Annotated in this window: 25 protein-coding genes; 14 read left to right on the top strand and 11 right to left on the bottom strand. The window is 35.0% G+C overall.

Annotation, left to right across the window (positions count from 1 at the left end):
* Positions 1–14 precede the first annotated feature (14 nt).
* From CP367_RS07075 to CP367_RS07050, 6 genes are all read right to left on the bottom strand, one after another.
* Positions 15–1,067 (bottom strand): site-specific integrase, encoded by a 1,053-nt coding sequence (locus CP367_RS07075; protein ID WP_065990078.1) that lies wholly within the window; start codon positions 1,065–1,067, stop codon positions 15–17.
* Between the two features lie 74 nt (positions 1,068–1,141).
* On the bottom strand, positions 1,142–1,330 hold the full coding sequence (locus CP367_RS07070; RefSeq protein ID WP_013641480.1) for a hypothetical protein: 189 nt from the start codon (positions 1,328–1,330) through the stop codon (positions 1,142–1,144).
* A gap of 1 nt (position 1,331) precedes the next feature.
* Positions 1,332–2,369 (bottom strand): Rep family protein, encoded by a 1,038-nt coding sequence (locus CP367_RS07065; protein WP_065990076.1) that lies wholly within the window; start codon positions 2,367–2,369, stop codon positions 1,332–1,334.
* 154 nt (positions 2,370–2,523) lie between these two features.
* Positions 2,524–3,063 carry a hypothetical protein gene (locus tag CP367_RS07060; RefSeq protein ID WP_065990074.1) on the bottom strand — a complete coding sequence of 180 codons (540 nt, stop codon included), beginning with the start codon at positions 3,061–3,063 and terminating at the stop codon, positions 2,524–2,526.
* 19 nt (positions 3,064–3,082) lie between these two features.
* Positions 3,083–4,126, bottom strand: coding sequence for a cell division protein FtsK (locus CP367_RS07055; protein WP_065990070.1), 1,044 nt, complete (start codon positions 4,124–4,126; stop codon positions 3,083–3,085).
* Between the two features lie 3 nt (positions 4,127–4,129).
* A complete protein-coding gene (locus CP367_RS07050; RefSeq protein WP_065990069.1) occupies positions 4,130–4,438 on the bottom strand; it encodes a hypothetical protein in 309 nt (102 codons plus the stop codon).
* 467 nt (positions 4,439–4,905) lie between these two features.
* Between CP367_RS07050 and CP367_RS07045 the strand changes: the two genes are divergently transcribed.
* From CP367_RS07045 to CP367_RS07025, 5 genes are all read left to right on the top strand, one after another.
* Positions 4,906–5,478: a hypothetical protein gene (locus CP367_RS07045; RefSeq protein ID WP_143441239.1), complete on the top strand. Its 573-nt coding sequence runs from the start codon at positions 4,906–4,908 to the stop codon at positions 5,476–5,478.
* 41 nt (positions 5,479–5,519) lie between these two features.
* A complete protein-coding gene (locus CP367_RS07040; RefSeq protein WP_089146136.1) occupies positions 5,520–8,324 on the top strand; it encodes a DNA methyltransferase in 2,805 nt (934 codons plus the stop codon).
* Positions 8,324–8,695, top strand: a complete 372-nt coding sequence (locus CP367_RS07035) for a YjcQ family protein (RefSeq protein ID WP_013641487.1) — start codon at positions 8,324–8,326, stop codon at positions 8,693–8,695. Before CP367_RS07040 ends, CP367_RS07035 begins: the two co-directional genes overlap by 1 nt.
* A 463-nt stretch (positions 8,696–9,158) precedes the next feature.
* Positions 9,159–10,637: a hypothetical protein gene (locus CP367_RS07030; RefSeq protein ID WP_233186475.1), complete on the top strand. Its 1,479-nt coding sequence runs from the start codon at positions 9,159–9,161 to the stop codon at positions 10,635–10,637.
* Positions 10,638–10,858: 221 nt separating this feature from the next.
* A complete protein-coding gene (locus tag CP367_RS07025) occupies positions 10,859–11,308 on the top strand; it encodes a GNAT family N-acetyltransferase (protein WP_089145586.1) in 450 nt (149 codons plus the stop codon).
* Between the two features lie 28 nt (positions 11,309–11,336).
* Here CP367_RS07025 and CP367_RS07020 read toward each other — a convergent pair whose 3' ends face one another.
* Entirely contained in the window at positions 11,337–11,921 is a 585-nt protein-coding gene (locus CP367_RS07020; protein ID WP_061204430.1) for a DJ-1 family glyoxalase III, read from the bottom strand.
* A gap of 36 nt (positions 11,922–11,957) precedes the next feature.
* The gene (locus CP367_RS07015; protein ID WP_089146137.1) at positions 11,958–12,617 is read right to left on the bottom strand and encodes an HAD family hydrolase; all 660 of its coding nucleotides are present in this window, start codon (positions 12,615–12,617) and stop codon (positions 11,958–11,960) included.
* Positions 12,618–12,690: 73 nt separating this feature from the next.
* Between CP367_RS07015 and CP367_RS07010 the strand changes: the two genes are divergently transcribed.
* The 6 genes from CP367_RS07010 to CP367_RS06985 all read left to right on the top strand — a co-directional run bounded on the left by CP367_RS07010 (position 12,691) and on the right by CP367_RS06985 (position 17,061).
* Positions 12,691–13,449 carry a sulfite exporter TauE/SafE family protein gene (locus CP367_RS07010; RefSeq protein WP_013085827.1) on the top strand — a complete coding sequence of 253 codons (759 nt, stop codon included), beginning with the start codon at positions 12,691–12,693 and terminating at the stop codon, positions 13,447–13,449.
* Positions 13,450–13,491: 42 nt separating this feature from the next.
* Positions 13,492–14,172 carry a histidine phosphatase family protein gene (locus CP367_RS07005; RefSeq protein WP_061204433.1) on the top strand — a complete coding sequence of 227 codons (681 nt, stop codon included), beginning with the start codon at positions 13,492–13,494 and terminating at the stop codon, positions 14,170–14,172.
* Positions 14,173–14,232: 60 nt separating this feature from the next.
* Positions 14,233–15,132 (top strand): cation diffusion facilitator family transporter, encoded by a 900-nt coding sequence (locus tag CP367_RS07000; RefSeq protein ID WP_057726694.1) that lies wholly within the window; start codon positions 14,233–14,235, stop codon positions 15,130–15,132.
* An 8-nt stretch (positions 15,133–15,140) separates the two neighbouring features.
* Complete coding sequence (locus CP367_RS06995) at positions 15,141–15,323, top strand: hypothetical protein (protein WP_089146138.1); 183 nt, start codon at positions 15,141–15,143, stop codon at positions 15,321–15,323.
* 11 nt (positions 15,324–15,334) lie between these two features.
* Positions 15,335–16,015 (top strand): 2,3-diphosphoglycerate-dependent phosphoglycerate mutase, encoded by a 681-nt coding sequence (locus CP367_RS06990; protein WP_005724199.1) that lies wholly within the window; start codon positions 15,335–15,337, stop codon positions 16,013–16,015.
* 110 nt (positions 16,016–16,125) lie between these two features.
* On the top strand, positions 16,126–17,061 hold the full coding sequence (locus CP367_RS06985; protein ID WP_023488529.1) for an AAA family ATPase: 936 nt from the start codon (positions 16,126–16,128) through the stop codon (positions 17,059–17,061).
* 63 nt (positions 17,062–17,124) lie between these two features.
* On the opposite strand, the gene CP367_RS06980 is transcribed toward CP367_RS06985, so the two are convergent.
* From CP367_RS06980 to CP367_RS06970, 3 genes are all read right to left on the bottom strand, one after another.
* Positions 17,125–17,529: a hypothetical protein gene (locus CP367_RS06980; protein ID WP_089147630.1), complete on the bottom strand. Its 405-nt coding sequence runs from the start codon at positions 17,527–17,529 to the stop codon at positions 17,125–17,127.
* Between the two features lie 139 nt (positions 17,530–17,668).
* The gene (gene pepC, locus CP367_RS06975; protein WP_089147631.1) at positions 17,669–19,018 is read right to left on the bottom strand and encodes an aminopeptidase C; all 1,350 of its coding nucleotides are present in this window, start codon (positions 19,016–19,018) and stop codon (positions 17,669–17,671) included.
* 67 nt (positions 19,019–19,085) lie between these two features.
* The gene (locus tag CP367_RS06970; RefSeq protein WP_013085834.1) at positions 19,086–19,385 is read right to left on the bottom strand and encodes a hypothetical protein; all 300 of its coding nucleotides are present in this window, start codon (positions 19,383–19,385) and stop codon (positions 19,086–19,088) included.
* A gap of 131 nt (positions 19,386–19,516) precedes the next feature.
* Between CP367_RS06970 and CP367_RS06965 the strand changes: the two genes are divergently transcribed.
* The 3 genes from CP367_RS06965 (at position 19,517) to gltX (ending at position 23,021) form a co-directional block, all read left to right on the top strand.
* The gene (locus CP367_RS06965; protein WP_005720412.1) at positions 19,517–20,068 is read left to right on the top strand and encodes a dUTP diphosphatase; all 552 of its coding nucleotides are present in this window, start codon (positions 19,517–19,519) and stop codon (positions 20,066–20,068) included.
* Positions 20,068–21,444: a DNA repair protein RadA gene (gene radA, locus CP367_RS06960; RefSeq protein WP_005720413.1), complete on the top strand. Its 1,377-nt coding sequence runs from the start codon at positions 20,068–20,070 to the stop codon at positions 21,442–21,444. The genes CP367_RS06965 and radA overlap by 1 nt, the downstream gene beginning before the upstream one ends.
* Positions 21,445–21,521: 77 nt before the next feature.
* Complete coding sequence (gene gltX / locus CP367_RS06955) at positions 21,522–23,021, top strand: glutamate--tRNA ligase (RefSeq protein WP_005720415.1); 1,500 nt, start codon at positions 21,522–21,524, stop codon at positions 23,019–23,021.
* Positions 23,022–23,044: the final 23 nt, after the last annotated feature.

Here is a 23,044-nt window from a genome sequence, read left to right as displayed (position 1 = left end):
CTATGGTCACAATACTATAGGGATTCCAATAGATTTAAAGCATTCGCATCTTGCGAGTGCTTTTTTTCTGGCATTAATTCCAGATAGTATTTTTCAGTAGTTAAGATTGAATCATGTCCTAATCTTCTACTAACATAAGATAAAGGAATATTATTACTGAATAAAAAAGAAGCATGGGTATCTCTTAAACCATGAAATGTGGTAGTAGGGATACCTATTTTTGTAAGCAATTCTTTTAATTTCTCTGATTGCTTAAAGTTATACCAGTCAAATAAATAGCCTGATTCCTTGTTTGATATAGTCTTTAAAAGGTCATAAATATTTTTGGGAATGGTTACACTACGTCTAGAATGTTTTGTCTTGAGCCTTGTATCATCGGTAGTTGGACTAATTGATCTTCTTACTTCAACGCAATAATATTGACCATCATAGTGTATATCCTCTGGTTTGATGCCTAGAATTTCACCTCGACGTAGTCCTGTACTAATTTCAAGTAGAACCATTAAGTTAAATTCATTATCTGTATGTTTAAGCAAATAATGCTTAAGCTTGGTTAGGTCGGACATTGATAAAGCTTTGTTACGCTTAGGCAGTTCATTTCCATGTGCTTTAAGTAGACTAGCAAAGTCATTGTAAATGTATCCTTTAGCATAGGCATAGCGAAGGGATGTCCGGATTTTCTTTAATAATTCAACTACCGTCTTTTTAGAATGTGTCTTACCGTAATCATCTAAAATAGATTGCATTTGAACATCATCAAGCTTACCAAGTTTGGCAGTAGGGAAAAGTTTGTCAATCACTTGCCCTGCTTTAACATAGTTGTTAAAGGTTGCCTTTCTAACATCGTTAATCTTAACAGTATGAACATACAGATAATAGAAGTCTTTAAATAATGTGTTTTGTTGAGCAATAGCTTGACCTTTAGCCTTTTGTAGTTCGAGAGTAGTTCCCCAAACTTTAGCTTCTTTTTCAGTTTTAAAACTTTTAGTTAAGTAATCACGCTTTCCATGTTGATAGATTGTTACTCTAACTCTATATGATGAGCCACGTTTTTCAATACTTGCCATAAATTTAATCGTCCTCTCAAAAGAAAAGCCGATTATCTTACCAGCAATAAAGTTAGCAGATAACCGACCAATTCTCAAATCTTTTTTAAGGTTGTTTCTTTAAGATCAATGAAAGCTTCAATACTTTTAATTGTGTAACGTTCAGTGTGGTCACTTAACATGAAACGTTTAAAATCTGGATCAGCTCTAAATGCTTTATCGAAAGTTTTAGGATCAATGCCAATGTATTTTGAAGCTTCCTCCCGAGTTAATAATTTCGACATATTAATCGCTACTTCCTTCCTTAGAATTTCTTTGATATTTATTTTCTTTTAAGATGAAGTCCTTGGTAATATGAATTTCAAAAATTCTTCTTTGGAGTTGTGTAAAGCTATCTATTTTACGATTTGCTATTTTTGTATTTTTATAAAATTCTTTAGGAGAATAGGGCGTTGTAATAATAATCATTTCTGCAAGTAATGGATGATTATGATAACGTCCAAATGTATATTTAATTGCATAAGGATCCAAGATTCTTAATAAATCTGCATACTTTAAGTCGCCTGGACGTAAATCATTTAAGATGATATAGTGTTCACCATTATAGTACTGGAAATAATCGTTACTATTTCCAAGAACAATGTATTTTTCTTTCGAAAGTATTTTTTCAGCATAGGTAGTTTTACCTACACCAGCTTCACCCCAAAGCCATAGCGAAGCCATTTGTTTACCTTTAAATTGATTCCACCATTCATGTTGAATAACTTGCTCTCTAATTTTTTGAATTGAATCGATTAAATTTCGATTTCTTGCAACATTAACAATACCAAGAGTCTCAATCAATTCTTTATAGTCTATGTCTCCTTCAGCAAATCCATTTATTGCTTCTTTGATGTTACGTTGTTTTGCTAGACTAACATTTTCTTCAATATCTTTAATTCTTTTTTTGAAATCAAAGGATGCTTTGACATCTTCAATAGAATATTGGTATTTAGAAGTTGCATTATCTGTATTATGTACTAAATAGCTGTAGGCATTATTAATACGCCCAATCCATATTTGAACATTATTACTTTTATCCTTGAACAATTTAGCTACATGAGCTACTGTTTGTGGATTCCTATACTTTAATACCACATGAATATGATCTCTAACTTTTGTATCTTCTTTATCGTTTTTGGCTTTTTCATCATGATTATGCTTGATATAAGCCCATTCTGATAACCTAGATGATTCACTTTTTAATATATTTGGTAATTCTTCGAATTTAAAATTCATATGTTCTACATCTTGAACAAACATAAATTGCCTAAATCTTTTCATTTTTATCCTCGTTTTGCACACTTGCACAGTTGTGCGTTGAGTGATAACAAGCCCTCTCAACGCTTAATATGATTGACTTTTGTGTATTTGCACATTTTAGCTATTAAAAAAGGCACTTGCCTAAATGCTTAAGGGCATAGGCAGTGCCTTAACTCTATTTAATAATAGTACCCTTAGCTTTGTAATAATTTCCGATCCTTTCAAAGTTCGAAAAAGTATAGTTAGGATTTTGGTTAGTAATATATTCAAATAATGCTGGCAAAGATATTTTAAAATCTTGAGCATCAGCCCAACTAGATGGGATTCTTAACATACATGTGATGTCTGATGAAATATCATCTATCGCGATGTAAGTGTATTTTAGCGATGAATTAAAAATAGAGTTGTATTTTTTCCTCATGAAGTGGCGTAATTGCCAAGTCTTTACGATGTTATCAATAGCAACTAATTTTTCTTCGAAAAGCCAAGCTTTGAAGAAAAATAAGAGAAATGTAATGATAATAGTTGCTATACCTACACTACTCGCGCGATGTAAGTTCTGAATTTTAAGTAAAATGACTGGAATGAGGGTATGATAAATTGGTTGATTTAATAGAATAAGGATTAACTTAGTTACAGCAGCAAAACCAATTAATATTATAAAAAGGTAAATTATGCCCATTACTAAGTTGTACTTAATAGCATGTTTTTTCAATTTAATAAGTCCTTTCATATTAATAAGTAGGGGCTAAGAATGGTAGTACTTGAGCTGGATAGTCAGGATCAATAATTTGAATTAATCCAGTCCCCTTACCTAGTGGTATAACAATGCCTCGAGGATCCAAATCTGGAAATAAAAATTGTGTTGTACGAGAATTAATATTTCCTAATTGAACTAGTACATTAGCTTGTTCTCTTACGGAAGTGGGCAAAGTGGTGTGATCTAATCTTTGACTTACTAATAGTAAGTGGACACTTGTAGACCTGCCTAGTAGTGCAATTTGAGAAATTAAGCTAGCAAATGAAGAATAAATCGGTTTAGATAAGCCTTCAACGATGGATAATATTTCATCTAGTGCTATTGTTTCAGCTTTAAACTTTTGCTTAGGATTAATGTATAACTGCTTTTGACGTGCATGGATCAATTGGAGCTTTTCGGACAATACTTCATTTATCTGACTTACAAAATCTGCTTTTGACCTGTTGGCATCAGGAAAGATCGCTTTTACGTTATGTGCTCTTGCCCATCGGGCTGGGCTATCCATTTTAGGATCTATGATTGTTAAGTTAGAAAATCGATAAATAGAATCTAGCAAGTAGTTTAGAAAGTATGATTTACCGCTGCCGCTATTTCCAGCAATAGCAATAGAAGTAACTTTTTCATATGAAATTTTTAGATTTTTCATTAGATGAATATAATGTCCATCTTGTTGTGATTCGTTACTATCAATTATTAAGCGCTCTGGAATTCCTTCTATCCATGGGAAGAATAAAGCTCTTTGAACATGTAGATCCTGTGTTTTTAAAGGCACTGTATACATGTTGTTCATTTTTAATAACGTAAATTGTGGGTATAGTGCTAAATTAGCAATTTCATAGATCTTTTGATAAAGATCTACGTTAATAATAAACGAGCTGGGGATGCGTGGAATCCAATTAAAACCTTTATCTAAGACTTGGATATCGAAGCTGTTGGTATAACTAGTTTCCGTCCCGTTACTATCTAAAGCCATGTTAATTGCTTGGAGTAAGTATTGTCTAAGTTGGTATTTTTCCATGTGTTAACCTTCGATTCTCTTAGCTCTAAAGTAAATGTTGTTTCTCACTTGGCAAGCTTCAAGATCCTTGAAATGAACAGCAGAGAGAAATTGAGGAAGTTGAGGCTTATTTTCAAATTTCACTTTGAAAGCCCCTACGCCTTCTTGAGCAAACCAAGCTTGATAGCCGCTAATCTCATTTGAGCGATGGCCATTAGACCAAACGTATTGTGTTTCTGGCTCAGTACTTAAACTTATAACAGACTTGTCGTTTAAAATGTAAGTAGTTGCTAATTGGCGAGAGTAGCCATTACGGGTATTTTGGATTTTCATAGAACATTACCTCGTTTCTAAATTTCTAAGTTATTTTTGTTTACAAGGCAATTATTGCATATAGGTGTATATCAGATCCTGACCATTTTTGAAGTATTTTAAGTCAACTTTTGGTAAGCAAGTATTTTTCGGTTTATAAAATAAAGATAGATAACTAATAAGCATTTGTTATAATAAAAGTTTTATGCAAATTACATTAATTTAGATAAATTAAAATTCAATTTAAGAATGACTAGATAAAGGTTGATATATCAACAATTTTAAAGTGTTGGTTATCAATCTTTTTTTGTTTGGAAAAGCATTTTCTCTCTCTCAGAGAAAATGCTAGGTAAGTTAGAAATGTCTGTAGAATTAGATTCATGATTTAAATCTAGTTTTATAAAGAAAGGAATATGTAGCGCGCTACGGTTGCTAGAATGGTTAAGGTAACCGTAATTGAGTATTTATTATCAAAAAGTGAAATGTCGATGGCTAAATTAGTTAGTGACATTACTAATATGTTGATGTTAGAAGGTGAGATTACTTCAGCAAGTAAAGTAAATGAAGGTATGTTGCGTCATGGAGCAGTTAGACATACTCTGCCAAAAGACACAAACATTCGAAGAGCCTTACTTGCAAAAAAATTTGAAAAGAAATACAGCGAAATAAACGGAAAAGATCTTTGTTTAGTAGCGCTAAAGGATAGTTTGAAAGCTGAACTTGAAAATCACTTTGAGGAGATACAATTACCAACTTTTGAGGAATTAGAAGCTTTTAAAGAAGAACAATTGGGTAATTTGATTAAAAACCACCAATATGGTAGTTACTCAGAATTTGAATTCATTGAAACCACAATAATACTGACATTAATTAGAAATCCAAGCTTGAGCTATGTCCAAGATAAGAAAAAAGTGTTAAATTCTGTAGCTTCTTACATTGTTGGTGAGGAAGATACTATTGAAGAGTCTTTATCTCTGGATTTGCCACTAAATAAAGTAAGTGAAGTAGTCAGAATTAATGCTTATCGGTTTATTATTGGCAAGCTATTAGAAATTAGGTGATGTTATAATTAACTCATAATACTCATAAGGTGAAAGATTAAATGGACATTACAACACAAAAACGAAACGCAAAAAAATTTATTGAAAACTGGCAAAATCGAGGGCATGAAAAACAAGATAGTCAATCATTTTGGCTACAGCTTTTACGAGATGTTTTGGGAGTAGAAGAGCCAGAGCAATTCATTAAATTCGAAAAGAAGGTTCAGTTATCACATGAAAGTTTTATTGATGGCTACATTGATCAAACGCATGTGATGATTGAACAAAAGGGTAGTAATAAAGATCTAGATAAACCTATTAGGCAATCTAGTGGAGAGTTATTAACCCCTTTTCAACAAGCGCAGAGATACGCTAATAATTTACCTTATTCTGAGCGCCCACGTTGGATTGTTACTTGTAACTTCATTGAATTCCGTGTGTATGACATGGAGCATCCTAATTCTGAACCAGTTAGAATTGAACTGAAGGATTTAGAAAAAAATTACTATCAGCTTGAATTCTTGGTTGATAAAAGTAATGAACACCTAGAAAAAGAAAAGCAAGTTTCATTAAGCGCTGGTGAATTAGTTGGTAAGATTTATGATGAACTGTTAAAGCAATATAAAGATCCTAACAATGAACATTCACAAAAGAGCATTAATCAACTTTGTGTAAGAATCGTATTTTGTTTATATGCTGAAGATGCTGGAATTTTTGGTAAAAGAAATATGTTTCATGATTATCTTGAACAATTTGATGTAAGGCAAATGAGACAAGCCTTGATTAAATTGTTTAAGGTATTGGATACCAAAGAAGAAGATAGAGATCCTTACTTGGCTGATGATGATCCCAAATTGGCGGAATTTCCTTATGTTAATGGTGGAATGTTTTCTAATGAAGATATAGAGATTCCATCATTTACAGATGAATTGCGTAGCTTATTATTAAGTAAAGCTAGTGATGAGTTTGACTGGTCTGACATCAGTCCTACTATTTTTGGCGCTGTATTTGAGTCAACTTTGAACCCTGAAACTAGACGACAGGGAGGGATGCACTATACTTCAGTAGAAAATATTCATAAGGTAATTGATCCCTTATTTTTGAATGATCTTAAGAATGAACTGAATGAGATAAAGAAAACAAAACAATTAGCAACTTTAAAGAAAAAGGCTAGAAAATTTCAAGAGAAGCTTGCTAATTTAACTTTCTTTGATCCTGCTTGTGGTTCTGGTAATTTCTTGACTGAAACATATTTACAGTTGAGAAAGTTAGAAAATGAAGCGATAAAGTTGATTTATCCTAATCCTTCACTTGATGTTGGTCAGGCTAAAGATATCATTAAGGTCTCTATTCAGCAATTCTATGGGATTGAAATTAATGATTTCGCTGTATCTGTTGCCAAAACTGCCCTTTGGATTGCAGAAAGTCAGATGCTTGAAGAAACTAAAGATATTTTTTATGCAGATTGGGACTTCTTGCCATTAAAGACTTATACGCATATTCATGAAGGTAATGCGCTAACAATGGATTGGAATACTGTAATTCCAAATTATGCTTGTCATTATATTATGGGAAATCCGCCGTTTGCGGGCTATTCTCATCAGACAAGAGAGCAAAAATCAGAAATAGTAAATTTATATCATCAAATTGATAAGCAAATAAAGGTTGGAAAAAATGATTTTGTTTCTGGATGGTATTGTATGGCTTCTAAGTATATTTTTAATACAGATATCCAGGTAGGATTTGTTTCGACTAATTCCATAATTCAAGGTGAACAGGTGACGAATGTATGGAAATCATTAAAAGAAAAATATAGTATTGAAATAAATTTTGCATATCAAACTTTTGCATGGACTAGTGAAGCAAAATCTAAAGCAAATGTACATGTTGTTATTATTGGTTTTTCATATAGTAAAAGAAAAGTAAAAAATGGATCAAAATTATTATTTACTAATAATACAGTTAAAAAGGTTGATAAAATAAGTTTCTACTTAACAGAAGGAGAATATCCGTTTTTAAGTAAAAGAAAAACACCATTATCTAAAAATGTACCTTATTTAAGTAATGGCAATAGACCGACCGATCATGGTAATTTATTAATTTCTAAAGATGAGAAAGATTTAATTATTAAAAATGATAAAAGAACAGCTAGATTTATACACCCTTTCATTGGATCTAGAGAATTTTTAAATAAAAAATCTAGATATTGTTTTTGGCTTGTAGATGCATCTCCTAAGGATATAAAATCTATACCAGAAATTTTTAAAAGAGTAAAACGAGTTCAAGAGTTTAGAGGTGCAAGTTCTAAAAAAGGAACAAGAGCATCAGCCAATACACCGCAATTATTTCAGGAAATCCGTCAACCTCTAACTGGTAATTATATGGTACTTCCCGTCACTACTTCTCAAAATAGAAGATATATTCCAATGGGTTTTGTTTCTTCTAATGTCATTGCATCCAACGCCATATTAATAACAAATAAAGCTAATATATTTGATTTTGGTATTTTAGAATCTAATATGCATATGGCATGGATGAGATTAACAACGGGTAGAATGAAAAGTGATTATCAGTATTCAATTGATATTGTATATAACAATTTTCCTTGGCCAACACCAACAGATAAGCAAAAAGCAAAAATTGAGAAGACAGCTCAAGCTATTTTAGATGCACGTGCATTATATCCAGATAGTTCGCTTGCTGATCTTTATGATCCATTAACCATGCCAAAGGAATTACTTAAGGCACATCAAGATAATGATCGCGCAGTAATGGAAGCTTATGGTTTATCAGTTAAAGGAACAACTGAAAGTGATGCTGTAGCTCACTTATTTAAGATGTATGAAAAACTGACTAAGGAGCAATAATGAGCCAAGATTACAATCCTAATGATTTAAAAGTTAATAAGAATAATTACTTCAATGTAGCTTATAAGATTCTTTTGTATTTGAAGTACTGTTACGAAAATGGCACTGATGTAAATCCAGATGTTTTAAGCCCAGATAATATTGGTATTTCAGAAAAACAGTTTGTATTAACTTTGCAAATGCTTTTAGAAGATGGGTATATTAAAGGAGTATCGTTAAAGTCGACAATTCAAGGTCCAACTATAATTTGTAATATTCAGAATACATATGCTACGAGTTCTGGATTACAATATTTAGTTGAAAACTCAATGATGACAAAGGCATATAAAGTGTCAAAGGAAGTTAGAGATTGGATACCTCTGTTTAAATAAAAAAACTCCATCCAAAAAGGATGAAATTTAGTAAAATAATCGGCTAAATGGTCACAATTGGTCACAAAGTTTTCCAACTTGAAGAATTTTGTTCCAGTTTATTCCATATTATATTTAATTTAAATGAAAATCATAAGGAATATGATGGATTAGAATTCAATAAAATGGAAAATTGTTCTAGTTTTACTGACCTAAAATTCTCAAAGCGTTAATCTTTGGATTTTACGTTTATATACAAGAAAAAGCATCGCGAAAAGCGATGCTTTTTTTGTGGAGGTTACTATGCACATATAAACATCTAGTACAAATAATATATTCTACAACTTCTAAAAAAACTTAACCAATTTACATTTTAAGCAACTTTTTCTTAAATTGTTTTTTACTTGATAACCATATTTTGTTCAAACTATTCGCGTATTCTATTACTCAATCGATAGGACGAACAAAGAAAGGAATTATCAAGATGAAGAATAAAAATAAAGTTAAACTACTAACAATAGCAACATTGCTTACTACTTTTTTAATCAATACAGGAATTCAGTCATCTAATCAAATAGAAAATAATACTGCACAAGCAGCGACAAATAAGAAAAAAACTAAACCATCGGGGCAAAAGCCTAATGGTAAGTCTGGTAAGGGTGGTCCAAATATTCAATCATATGATTATAAGGGTACTTTAAAAGCTTCACTTAATGTAAAATCTGGTACTACTAAGGTTGGCAAGAAGACAATTACTAATAACAAGACTGACCAAAATGTAGCTCTTGTACAAAAGAATGGTAAATTGAGTTTAGATGGTACTAAACTGAAGAAAACGAGCAATTCTAAAAATGATGATAGTGCTAATTTCTATGGTTTAGACTCAATTTTATTGGCAGACGGTAAAAATGCGGTTGCGACAGTTAAAAATGCTACTTTAACTTCTAAAGCAACAGGTGCTAATGGTATCTTTGCTACTAATAAAGGTACCGTTAATGTCTCAAACACCAAGATTAAGACTACTGGAAAAGCCCATTCAAGAGGCTTAGATGCAACTTACGGTGGTAAGATCAATGCCAATAAGGTAAAGATCTCAACTAAAGGTGATCACTCGGCAGCAGTTGCAACTGATCGTGGTGGTGGTACAGTCACAGTTAAAAATGCTAAAGTAACTACTAAAGGTACGGGATCACCTCTAGCATATTCAACAGGTACTATCAATTTTAATAATGTGACCGGTACTGCAAGTGGTAGCCAAATCGCTGGGATGGAAGGCTATAATAAGATTTATTTAGTCAATTCCAATCTGACATCGACCAATAATAAAATTTCAGGTTCTGATTCAATTAAGAATGGTGTGATTATTTATCAATCAACTTCTGGGGATGCAGAAACGTCATCAAGTAAGAGTGCAGATTTCCAAGCTAAGGACTCTACTTTAAAAACCGCGATTACTAGTGGTGCAATGTTTTACGTAACTAACACTACAGGCAAAATTACTTTAGAAAATACTAAACTGAATTTTAATAATAGCAAAGTAGATTTATTAAATGTAGCCGGTAATAATTCTAATGGTTGGGGTACTAAGGGTAAAAATGGTGGTCATGTAACTCTGACAGCTAAAAACCAAACCCTAAAAGGTAATATTGTAGTCGATAGCATTTCAAGTGCTAATGTGAAGTTGACAGATGATTCAACTTACACTGGCAAAACTAGTATTGTGGCTAACAAATATGCTACAAGTTCATCCAAGAGCAAGACACCATTGACTATCAGCGTTGGGTCAAATTCAAAATGGATAGTTACAGGTAACTCAACTGTCACAAATTTAAATTTAGTTGATGGTGGTGAGATCGTCGATTCTCAAGGAAACAAAGTAACAATTATTGCTAATGGTAAAACTGTTCAAAAGGGTACAAGTTCCTATGCAGTAACAGTGAAAGGAAGCTTTACAACTAATTAATAATAAAATCTCTAGATAATCTATCCTCACTAAACAGATTCATTTTCAAGCAGTATCAACTTGCAAAAAAACTATAACTTAAATTTTTCTTCATTAAGGCATTCAATAGAGTGCCTTTTCTTTTTGCAGAATAATTATTTCCTGGATAATATTTGACGAAAAATGATATTTTTTGATAAATTAGGAAATAATCAGGCAAATAAAGGAGTGGGACAATAATCATGCAAATTAGAAAATACCAAGAGTCAGACTTTTCGACATTATGTGAAATACATGATCCAGCCAGAAAACAGGAGCTTGCAGCGGCTAATTTAACCGCTGCATTTATCCCATTTAAAATTGCATCTCAAACAGAGGGACTATTTGACGATTATCAAGTATATGTTGCTCAAAAAGATAAGACTACAGTAGGTTTTGTAGCCTTCAATGATGAAGAGTTAGGATGGCTATATGTAAAACCAGAATATCAGCATCAAGGAATTGGCAGTCAATTAATCGATTTCGCAATAAAAAATGCAGGAAGACCGTTCTATTTAGAAGTACTAGAAGGAAATCCTGCACAAAAATTATATTTAGCCAAAGGCTTTAAGACTATTCAACACGAAAGTGGTAAGATGCCAGGCAATGAGAGCTTTCATGTTGAAGTAGATTTGATGAAATATGAAAAATGATTGGGCGATCAAACCCAATCATTTTTTATTACAAACTATCTTGAATATTATCGGCTAGGTAATTGTAGAGCATACCCTTCTTTAAGGCACTAGTGTCGACCCCTAAGGCTTCGGCAATTGCATAGGCAAAGGCCCAAGCGGTAGCAGGACCACGGCTTGTTAAAACTTTATGCTCTTTATCAGTAACGGTGATTTTCTCTGAAAAATGAGCACTTGGGGCATCTTTTAAGCATTCTTCTTCAATGCCTGGATAACAAGTGAAGTCCGCATCTGCCAAAACACCATAGCGAGCAAGAGCGCGTGGAGCAGCACACATTGCGGCATCCCACTTGCCAGCTTCATGACGCTTAATCATCAGATCACGTAATTTTTCATTATCGCGTAAGTTAGCAGAACCAGTCATGCCTCCTGGAAAGGCAACCAAATCATAATCTAATAAACTGTCATCTACAACTTTGTCACAAGTGATTTCAATATGATGGTCACCATCTACTTTTTTACTTATTAAACCTACCATATCGCATTCAACATTAAGTCTACGCAATACGTCAACAACGCTTAAACCTTCGACTTCTTCGCAACCGTCTGCAAATACTACAGCAACTTTTGTCATAAAATCATCCTTTCTATAACTATTTTAATTATCTACTTACATTAGATCTAAGTAAAATGAAAGATCTGCTAATTTGCTTAAATGAAGAGTAGGATGAGGTGAAATTGGTATCTTGTCTTTTTTAGGTGCCAGCCATAATGATTTTAGATTGGCATTTTCTGCACCTTGAATTTCTTCATCCAGATTAGTTCCAATTACTAAAACTGTGTCTGGATCAATATCTGGATTGTCTTTCAGAATCTTAAAGAAAATATTTTTGCTTGGCAGCTTGTCCGTAAAATCATCGGCGAAATAAGCATTGTCAAATGAAGAAAGCAATTCTGTAGGTGCAAGGCGCGGTTCGATTTGAGTGCGCTTTTCTTTAGCAAGCAAAATCAAATGCAGCTTGCCACTGACTTCATCAATAAAGTCGATGGCGCCCTTGACTAACCTGGTTTGATCCTTCATTGCATCATCAAAAACAGTTCGCGTTTTAGAAAGATCTTCTTTTAAAAATGTAGATAAAGCTAAATCGATTTGATCATCGCTAGATAAATTTTTAAATTCTTTTTCTAAGCTAGTGTAGCGTAGTCGCTCAGCTGGTCCCCAGTCTAACCCATAATGTTTTAAAGTTTGCTGCAGCGCAGTTTTTTCTGCTAATTTTTCATTTAATAAACTGCCTTCGGGAATAAAAATTAAAGTTTCAAATGTAGCCATGAATAAACTTCCTTTGTGTTAGTTCCTATTAGAATTATAATGAACTAGACAATTTTAGGAAAGGAATTAAAAAATGACAATCTGGACCGTAATTTTCTTATTATTAGGTGGTGTTGCAGGTGGCTTATTATCGTCAGTGGCCTCAATGGCATCACTTGCATCATACCCAGTTTTGCTAGCAGTAGGAATTCCACCAGTATTTGCTAATGTAACTAATGATGCGGCGCTAATTTGGACTAGCATCGGTTCAACTGTATCTTCGACTAAGGAATTAAAAGGACATTGGAAGCAAGTTTGGTTCTATACCATTTTTACAGTTGTGGGATCAATTTTGGGTTGTATTTTGCTTCTATCTTTTCCTCCAAAGATTTTTGAAAAAGCAGTACCGTTCTTTATTGCTTTCTCAGGATTGATGATTATTGTTTCTGGGAAACATCATAGTTTAAATACTAAGGCGCAACCAACATGGCTTAAAATAATTTATTTTCTCGCACTTTTAGTCATGGGGATGTATACGGGTTACTTTGGTGCAGCTGGTGGAGTCATCGTACTAGTACTTTTAACTTATATTACTAATGATCGATTTATTGTTATTAACGCTATTAAAAATGTGATTTGTGGTTTTGCCAATTTGGTAGCCTTAATTATCTTTATGTTTACTTCGCATATTTATTGGCTTCAAGCGATTCCTTTGGCAATCGGGATGTTTATTGGTGGTTATATTGGGCCAGCTATTTTAAGACGAGTACCGGAAAAGCCAGTTCGAATTTTCATTGCAAGCTTGGCCTTCATTCAAGCCGGTTACTTCTTTTATACGGCATACCTGCAATAAGTTTGGTACAATATTAAGCAATGAAAAGGGGGGCTAAGGTTGATGGCAACAGAAGTTTATTTGGTACGTCATGGTGAAACAATGTTTAACCAATTGGACAAAGTTCAGGGTTGGTGCGATTCTCCTCTAACCGTGAAGGGGATTAACGATCTAAAGAGAACCGCTAAGGCCTTGAGTCAAGTTCACTTTGATAACATGTATTCATCAGATTTGAAGAGAGCAATTGATACCGTTCACTTGATGAAGGATGCTAATGTGGTCTCGGATATTGGTAAAATTAAAAAGCTGCCTGAATTTCGTGAGGTCTTCTTTGGAACTTTTGAAGGCGATGATATTAACCAGACTTGGGAGCAAGTAGCACTAGCCGCAGGAATTGGCCATGAAGATGATGTAACTAAGATCATCAATCAGGTAGGCTTGCGCAAATTTCGTGCAGCAACAAAAAAGGCTGATCCGCGTCATTTAGCGGAAAATCAGGATGAGTTAGATGAGCGGATGGTACGGGCAATTGACGTTTTGCGCGATTTAACTAAAGATGAACAAAGAGTTTTGTTAGTTAGCCATGGTGACTTTATTAAAACTTTGTCCATAAAATATTGGAATAAGAGTAATGGCAAAAACGATATTGTTTTTCCAAATAATGGGAGCGTTACTCGTGGAATTTTGCACGATGACGGTTCATTTGAAATTGTTGATTATAATGTAGATGCTGAAGAGCTATAAAAGTCCTACTGCCGAAGTAGGGCCTTTTTTGGTACACTGATAACGAAAGGAAAATATTTTATGAATAAAGATCATACAACTAAGCGTTATGTCTTCGTAACTCTACTGAATGTTGTTATTACTATTGCTGAATTTATAGGTGGTATTTTTTCAGGTTCATTAGCACTGCTTTCAGATGCAGTTCATAATCTGAGTGATGTTGGTGCAATTATTTTATCTTTTGTGGCGCACCTGATTAGTCGCAAAAGTCGTAATCAGTTTAAGACCTTTGGTTATGAAAGAGCTGAAACTTTAGCCGCTTTTACTAATGGCGTTATCTTGATCGTGATCAGTGTGGTTTTGTTTGTTGAAGCAATTCAACGTTTCTGGAAGCCGGAACATATTCACGGTGGCATTATGCTGATTGTCTCGATTATTGGGCTGGCTGCCAATATTATTTCAATGCTAGCAATGCATAGCGATTCCAAGGCTAATTTGAATGTACGGTCAACTTTTATTCATATGTTAAGTGATGCCTTGTCCAGTGTAGCGGTTGTAATTGGTGCGATCTTCATTTACTTCTGGAACGTAACTTGGCTTGACCCGGTTTTGACTATTTTAGTTTCAATCTTTGTTTTGCATGAAGCTTATGAAATTACAATGAAAGCAGCCAATGTTTTGATGGAATCTAATCCTGATATCGACTTGAATGAAGTGAACAAGATTGTTTTATCGTTCCCCATAGTTCAAAATATCCATCATGTCCATGTTTGGCGCTACAGCGATGACTTTATTATGATGGACGCGCATATTAATGTAGCCCCAGGATTAAGAGCCGATGAATTAGAGCAGCTATACCAAGATATTGGACAGGAGTTACAAAAAGAGTTAGGTATTAATCATATTACCTTACAAGCAGAGTGCGAGCGTGGCAGAAAAGACAAGATGATCGTTCCAGGCCACGGTATTAACGAAGATTAGGTGAAAGAATGTTTAATGTTAATATTTTTACAGCGATTATTGTATTGATTATGGGTATTTATGACATGTCCTATGCTTTTAATAGGCGTAAGCAACCTATCAATAAAGGCGGCATTAGAGCCTTTATGGCTTTAGGAATTATCTTCACGATCGCAGGAATTGTTATGATCGTTAGAGTATTAATGAAGTAAGGAATCTTAGAATGGCTAAATTAGTATTAGTTCGACATGGCGAAAGTGTGGCAAATGCTGCCAATGTTTATACTGGCTGGAACGATGTTCCGTTGACTAAAAAAGGTGAAGAACAAGCAGAAAAAGCTGGTGAATTGATTAAAACCATTTCGGATTTTGCTCCCACCCACATTCATACTTCAGTCTTATCCCGTGCAATTGTGACAGCAAATATAGTAGCCGATGTCTGCAATTTATTATGGCTACCGATGACTAAGACCTGGCGGCTGAATGAACGCCACTACGGTGCTTTAAGGGGCCTTAATAAGGACATTTCACGTAAAGTATTTGGTGTGGAACAAGTTCTATTGTGGCGACGTAGTTTTGATTCAGTTCCACCTAAGCAGGGGTCACCAATGATTGATCGCCGTTATAAGCATTTTGATCAGCATTTGATGCCACGGGCAGAAAGTTTACATCAAACTCAGAAAAGACTCATGCCATATTATTATGATCATATCGCATCTCGATTGATGAATGGTGAAGACCAACTGATCGTAGCCCACGGTTCAAGTTTGCGTGCTTTGATAAAAAAGCTAGAGCAAATTAATGATCATGACATCGTAAAACTGGAAGTTCCTAATGCGGAACCGATTGTTTATACTATGGATGAGCACTTAAAGATTATTAACAAACAAATTTTACGTAAATAATGTTAAAAATGCACCTTAGTGCATTTTTTTAATGCTCTAAATGAGGTTTTACACATATCTATGGTAAAATCTATTATGATTTCTAGTATATTTAGTTTGGAGTATTAGGCATGCGTAAATTATTTTTATTACGAGGTGCACCTGGCTCCGGTAAATCTTCTTTTATTGCTCGCCATCACTTAAATCCTTATGCGATCAGTCGTGATCAAATTAGGCTACTATTGGCGGATTTGACAGTTTACTATCAAGAGGATGCGGATGTTTTACACCAAGTCATTCCGCGGCACGTAACTGTGCGTACTGAGCAAATGGTGGATCACCTTGTAGAACACAAGATGGAATATGGCGAAACTGTTATTGTGGATGGGACGCATATCGTTCCAAGTGCGATTGAACATTTTAAGCCTTGGGTAGACAAGTATCACTATGAATGCTTTGTAGTAGATCTGATGGAACATACTACCTTAGAGAGTTTGCTTAAGCGTAATCAGACTAGAATGCATTACGATTGGGTTAAGCCTGAAGTGGTTAAGCAAATGTATCGTTCTTATGAAGCACATCCAGAAGTACCATACTGGGCACATAAAGTTGTGCCAAATCAGATGGATCATGCGTTGTCACAGCGTGAGACAAATTTAGATCGTTATGCTCATGTGATTGCGGTTCCTGACATGGTAGATGAAGAAGATTTTCCACATGTGCATATCTCGAACTTTTATTTTTCATTTAATGACAAGTTTACAGAAAAGTATGGAACTTATCGAAATGTAGTTTCAATTGCTAAAACTGAAGATGAAGCAGTTAAGCAGTTCAAGTTGCCATATTTTGTCTTTAAGTTTCATCACAAGCACTTTTTGATTTCAGCTTATCCAATTCGAAATGAGATGTTGGATCCGATCAGAAAGGTTAAGGGAGTTTGGACATATTCAACTGGTTTGTATAATGTAGCGGATTTTGTGAAAGAATTTCCGGAAAATAAAAAGCAACATGTGCATCAGTTCAACTTAAGTAAGTTAGATCCAACCCGCTTATTACATATTTGGTAAAAAAGACGTAGTTAGAACATTTTATCTAACTACGTCTTTTGTGTAATTTACTTATATTTTGTTTTACTTCAATTTGCCGGCCTTAGCTAAAACTTCTTTAGCCTTTTCAAGTGAATGGTGTTCTTCACGATAACGCTTGATGTCATAGCCATCAACATCGGTTAACTTGCAAAGTCTATCATCAAGGTCTTTGAATTCTTTTTCAAGATCCTTAATGACGCCTTCTTCATCTTCAACGTAAACATACTCATTTTCATCAGCTTTGGCATCAATCTTAGCATCGTATTCGCCGACTTTTCTAGCATGTTTCAAAATAGATTTAATATCCTTAATCGTTTCATGTTGTGCAGTACGGTGACGACGATCAGGTACTGAATCTTCAATTCTAGCAAGGTGACTTTCAGTATCCTCAATCTTCTTAGAAATTCTATCTAAAGCTTTTAATTGTCTTTTTGAATAATCTGTCATGTTTTATACCTCCTAGGTAAAATGATAAGCTCTACTAAATGCGCTTTCATTGTAATTAGTAACGAAGGTATAAGCGAGAATTAACACTTATGAATAAAAAGAGTTACGCCTTAAAAACGTAACTCTTAGAAGTTTTGGATTAATATTTAAAAGCTAAGGCACCCATTGGATCCCATGGCAATAATTGAATAGGATTGTTCTTGCCTTCGTCGTAAGCCTTCTTAAGATCTTCTGGCAAAATGTCCTTGTTGATAACTGCTTGGTAAACAAATGAATCAAACCATGAATCACTCATTACGAAGTAACCATTGAAGCCAGGCTTTTCGCCCCATGAGTTTTCAATCTTCCATTTGGTTGGCTTACCGTTAACAATATCAACACCTGTAATAACCATAGCATGGTCCATCATACTTTCGCCTGAATCAAGTTTGTCAGCCTTAGACATTGAGAAGTCAACATCGAATAGTTGATCGCGACGGTAAAGGTTAGTGTCAAGAAGTCCTGCACGACGTTCAGAATCTTTAACAACGTTTGAACCAAACCAAACAACTTCGCCGCTCTTCAATTGCTTGATGATGAGGTCTTTCATTTCATCAACCTTTAAGTTCAAGTGACGAACTTGACGGCCGCCTTCAACATTACCTAAATACTCAACTGAGAAGACCTTGTGGAAAGGCTTGTCTTTAGTTGGGGCATTGATTGTGGAAATGTGGTTAGCTAAATCCATGCCAACATATTTATCAAAGAATTCCTTAGGAGTAATATCTTCGTCAATATGGTAATTGTGGTCGTCATCACGATATTCAAAGTTAAACTTCTTTGGTGGAACACCAAGTGAAATTGCAAGAACACGGAAGACATCGTTTAACATTTCTTCTTTGCGAGCTTGTACTTCAGCTTCTGATTTACCAGCATTAACAAGTCTACGTAATTCAAGACCATCTTTACGAAGTAAAGTATTTAAAGTATCGTTTAATGCACTAGAGTTAGTAGCATTAGCAGTTTCTGGATAAACACTCTTAGGAACGATACCATATTTTTCAATAATACCGCAAAGCATGTCCCATTGACCGCCGTCTTGTTGAGGAGTCGCAAATAAGAATGAAACTTTACGATCGCCCAAGTCCTTATCAGCAGTTGCGATCACATTTTCAAAGAACCAGTTAGACTTTTCAAATTTATCCCAGAAGTTAGTGTAATTTTGAGATAATTCGAAGTCCTTTAACTTAAATTTCTTTTGTAATGGGTGACGCATAGTGTTTAAAGCACTGAACATCCAGCAGCGACCAGACTGCTTTTGATCGGCAGGGTTACCTGTATCAATTTCGATTGAGAAGGTTGGATCTAGGTCGATCTTAGTTTGTAAGTTTTGACTAGCTTTGTAGATACCGTTTTCTTGAGCAGCGTGACTAGCAACATCAAAAACAGGGTGGTTAGCTAAGTCTTGTTCAAATTTATTAATAGTATCATTGTTGATTTCTTTTACCATAAAAAAATCCTCCTTTATAAGTACTTAAATTAATTTTATCTTATTCAAAATGAGTCGTCTAATAATCTTATCGATTAAATGGACGATGATACCAAATTTTGTGAAATTGAGGATGCTGGGTGAAGTAGTCAATGATCATAGGATCAAGCGGCCAAATGGGTAAGTTAGTTTCTTGAGCTAATTGCCAAACTTTTTGCATTTGTTTTTCAAGCAAATCCTGACTATTAAATTGTGGATTAATAAAAAAATGGTTCATTATCCAGACATTACTGTCTTTGCGAGCGATTTTATCTAAGGTAACGCTAGATAATAGTATGTCTTCTTCATTTTTTATAGTGAAAATTTGGTGCGTATCTTGCTTATTCATAAAAAATTCCTTTTTAAAAAAATAATCTCATTTTTTTGCGTAATAAATAATAGAGAGCTATTTATTTTGTGTTGACTAAAAACATTGTAAAATAGATAACTGTCAAAATAAAAGATAAATGGAGCTTTGGAATGAAAACACGTGGATTTGAAGTAGTCAAAAAGTATCAAGATCAGGAAATTAATCTTCCTCGCAGACAGACCCTAGCCAGTGCAGGCTATGACATCGAAGCGGCTGAAGACATTACTATCCCTAGCATTTGGCGACTAAATTTTGTGCGAATTTTTAGGTTGATTAGAAATGGACACCAGCTGTATGAGCGCGACTATGAGATGGCGGATCAGATTTTAAAGCCGTTGTTAGTGCCAACTGGACTTAAAGCTTATATGCCAGAAGATGAAGTGTTGATTTTAGCTAATCGTTCATCTAATACTTTTAAGCGTAATCTAGCTTTGCCAAATGGGATCGGCGTTATCGATGCAGATTATTACAATAATCCTAACAATGAGGGCGAAATTTTTGTACAAATGATTAATTATGGCGTACGGCCCTTGCACATCAAGAAGGGAGACCGTATTGCTCAAGGCATTTTTATCAAATACTTGAAGACCGACGATGATGATCCAATTAGTCGAAAAAGAGTTAGCGGCTTTGGATCAACTAATGAAAAGAAGGGGGATTAATGGCTAGAGTAAAAACACAATATAAGTGTCGTTCTTGCGGCTATATTTCGGCAAGTTATTTAGGCCGCTGTCCTAACTGTGGTGCCTGGAATCAATTTGAAAAAGAAACTGAAGAAGTGCAAAAGCGTTCTACTAAGGCAACTGCTAGTCGTTTGATTCAGAAGACTGGATTAAATGAACCGGTAAAGCTGGATAAGATTAAAGCTGAAAAAGAAGAACGAATTGTCACTAAATCTGAGGAATTAAACCGCGTTTTAGGTGGTGGTATTGTGCCAGGCTCACTAGTTTTAATTGGTGGAGATCCCGGAATTGGTAAGTCAACCTTGATGTTACAAATTATGAGTGACTTATCTGAAAAATATAAGGTGCTTTACGTTTCGGGAGAAGAATCAGCTAACCAAATCAAATTGCGGGCTGACCGACTGGGTGTAGGTCAAAGTAATATGCTCTTATATCCAGAGACTGACATGCATGATATTCGCGAACAAATCAATGATGTTAAGCCTGACTTTGTTGTAATCGACTCCATTCAAACTATGAATGAACCAAGTCTTGATTCGATGACTGGCTCTGCCTCACAGGTTCGTGAAGTAACAAGTGAATTAATGAAAATTGCCAAGATGGATGCCATTACAGTTTTTGTTATCGGCCACGTTACAAAAGAGGGTGCGATTGCTGGGCCTAAGATCTTGGAACATATGGTGGATACCGTTCTCTATTTTGAAGGGGATGAACACCATTCTTACCGAATTTTGCATTCTGTTAAAAACCGTTTTGGAGCAGCAAACGAAATTGGAATGTTTGAAATGGTTAATGAAGGCTTAAGAGAGGTAACTAATCCATCATCAATTTTTCTGGACCAAAGACTACCTAATTCTACTGGCTCTGCTGTGGTGGTATCGCTTGAAGGAACTAGGCCACTTTTAGCAGAAATTCAGGCTTTGGTTACTCCGACAGCTTTTGGCTATGCTAAAAGGACCACGTCAGGTATTAGTTTTAACAAAGCTTCATTGCTGCTAGCGGTGCTTGAAAAGCGGGGAAACTTAATGTTGCAGAATCAAGATGTCTATTTGACTGCAACTGGTGGGATTAAATTGAATGAACCAGCAATTGATTTAGCAATTGCCATGGCAGTTGCATCCAGTTATACCGATAAAGAAATTTCGCCGACAGATTGTTTTGTAGGCGAAGTGGGCTTAACTGGTGAAGTTCGCCGAGTTGATAAAATCGATGCACGAGTAAAAGAAGCGGCTAAAGTAGGGTTTAAGCGGATCTTTATTCCACGGCATAATATGTATTCTGGATTAAAAGATCATGGCATTGAGGTAATTCCCGTTTCGAGTATTCCCCAAGCTTTAAAATTAGTTTTTGGCTAGCATTAATTGAATTCTTACTATATAACGAGTAAACTAAGATTGTTTGAATTTACTATTTTTTGAAAGAGGCATGAATTTTGGCTAAAGAAAAAATCCGTGTAAGATATGCACCAAGTCCAACTGGTCACTTGCACATTGGTAACGCACGTACTGCACTTTTTAACTATTTATTCGCTCGTCATAACAAGGGTACTATGGTCTTGAGAATTGAAGACACCGACCAAAAGCGTAATGTTAAGGGCGGTTCTAAGTCTCAAATGGAAAACCTTCACTGGTTAGGAATTGACTGGGATGAAGGTCCTGATAAGGGTGGCGACTATGGTCCTTATCGTCAATCAGAAAGAAAAGAAATTTACCAAAAGTATATTGATCAATTGATCGATGAAGGTAAAGCATATTACTCATACAAGACTGAGGAAGAACTTGAAGCACAACGTGAAGAACAACGTGCTGCAGGTGTTGCACCTCACTATACTTACGAATATGAGGGTATGACTGCTGATGAAATTAAGCAAGCTCAAGATGAAGCAAAGGCTAAGGGCTTAAAGCCAGTTGTTCGTATCCATATTCCAGAAATGGAAACTTATTCATGGGATGATATTGTTAAGGGACACCTTGAGTTTGAATCAGACACTATTGGTGGGGATTTCGTTATTCAAAAGCGTGACGGAATGCCAACTTACAACTTTGCCGTAGTTATCGATGACCACTTGATGAAGATCACTCACGTACTTCGTGGTGATGATCACGTTTCTAACACACCTAAGCAATTAGTTGTTTATGAGGCACTTGGTTGGGAACCTCCTAAGTTTGGTCATATGACATTGATCATTAATTCAGAAACTGGTAAAAAACTTTCTAAGCGTGACGAATCAGTTCTTCAATTTATTGAACAATATCGTGATCTTGGTTACTTACCAGAAGCTATGTTTAACTTCATTACTCTTCTTGGTTGGTCACCAAAGGGTGAAAACGAAATCTTTAACAAGCGTGAATTCATCAAGCAATTTGACCCTGCACGTTTGTCTAAGTCACCTGCTGCTTTTGACCAAAAGAAACTTGAATGGATTAACAACCAATACATCAAGAAGGCTGATCGCGACACTTTGCTTGATTTAGCTTTGAACAACTTGCAAGAAGCAGGTCTTGTTGATGAGCATCCAACACCAGAAAAGATGGAATGGGTTCGTCAATTGGTTAACATCTACTCAGTACAAATGTCATACACTAAGCAAATTGTAGACATGGCTAAGATTTTCTTTGAAGAAGCTAAGGATCTTTCAGACGAAGAAATCGAAGAAATCAAGAATGATGATGGCCGTGGTGTAATTGAAGAATTCAAGAAGCAATTAGACCTCATCCCAAGATTTACTTCAGTTCAAATCATGAACGCTATTCAAGCAACTCGTAAGGCTACTGGCATCAAGGGAAGAAAGCTCTTTATGCCAATTAGAATTGCTACCACGCGTTCAATGGTTGGACCTGGTATTGGCGAAGCAATGGAGCTTTTAGGTAAAGAACGTGTATTAGAACACATTGATTTAACCTTGAAGCAAATGAGTGCTAATAATCTTTAATTAGATAAATTGAAAAAGAGGCT

Origin of the sequence: Lactobacillus sp. UMNPBX16, assembly GCF_002553775.1 — a bacterium.
Taxonomy (GTDB): Bacteria; Bacillota; Bacilli; order Lactobacillales; family Lactobacillaceae; genus Lactobacillus; species Lactobacillus crispatus.
Note: the sequence above shows the minus strand (reverse complement) of the source record. Positions and strands in the feature narration are given on the sequence as shown.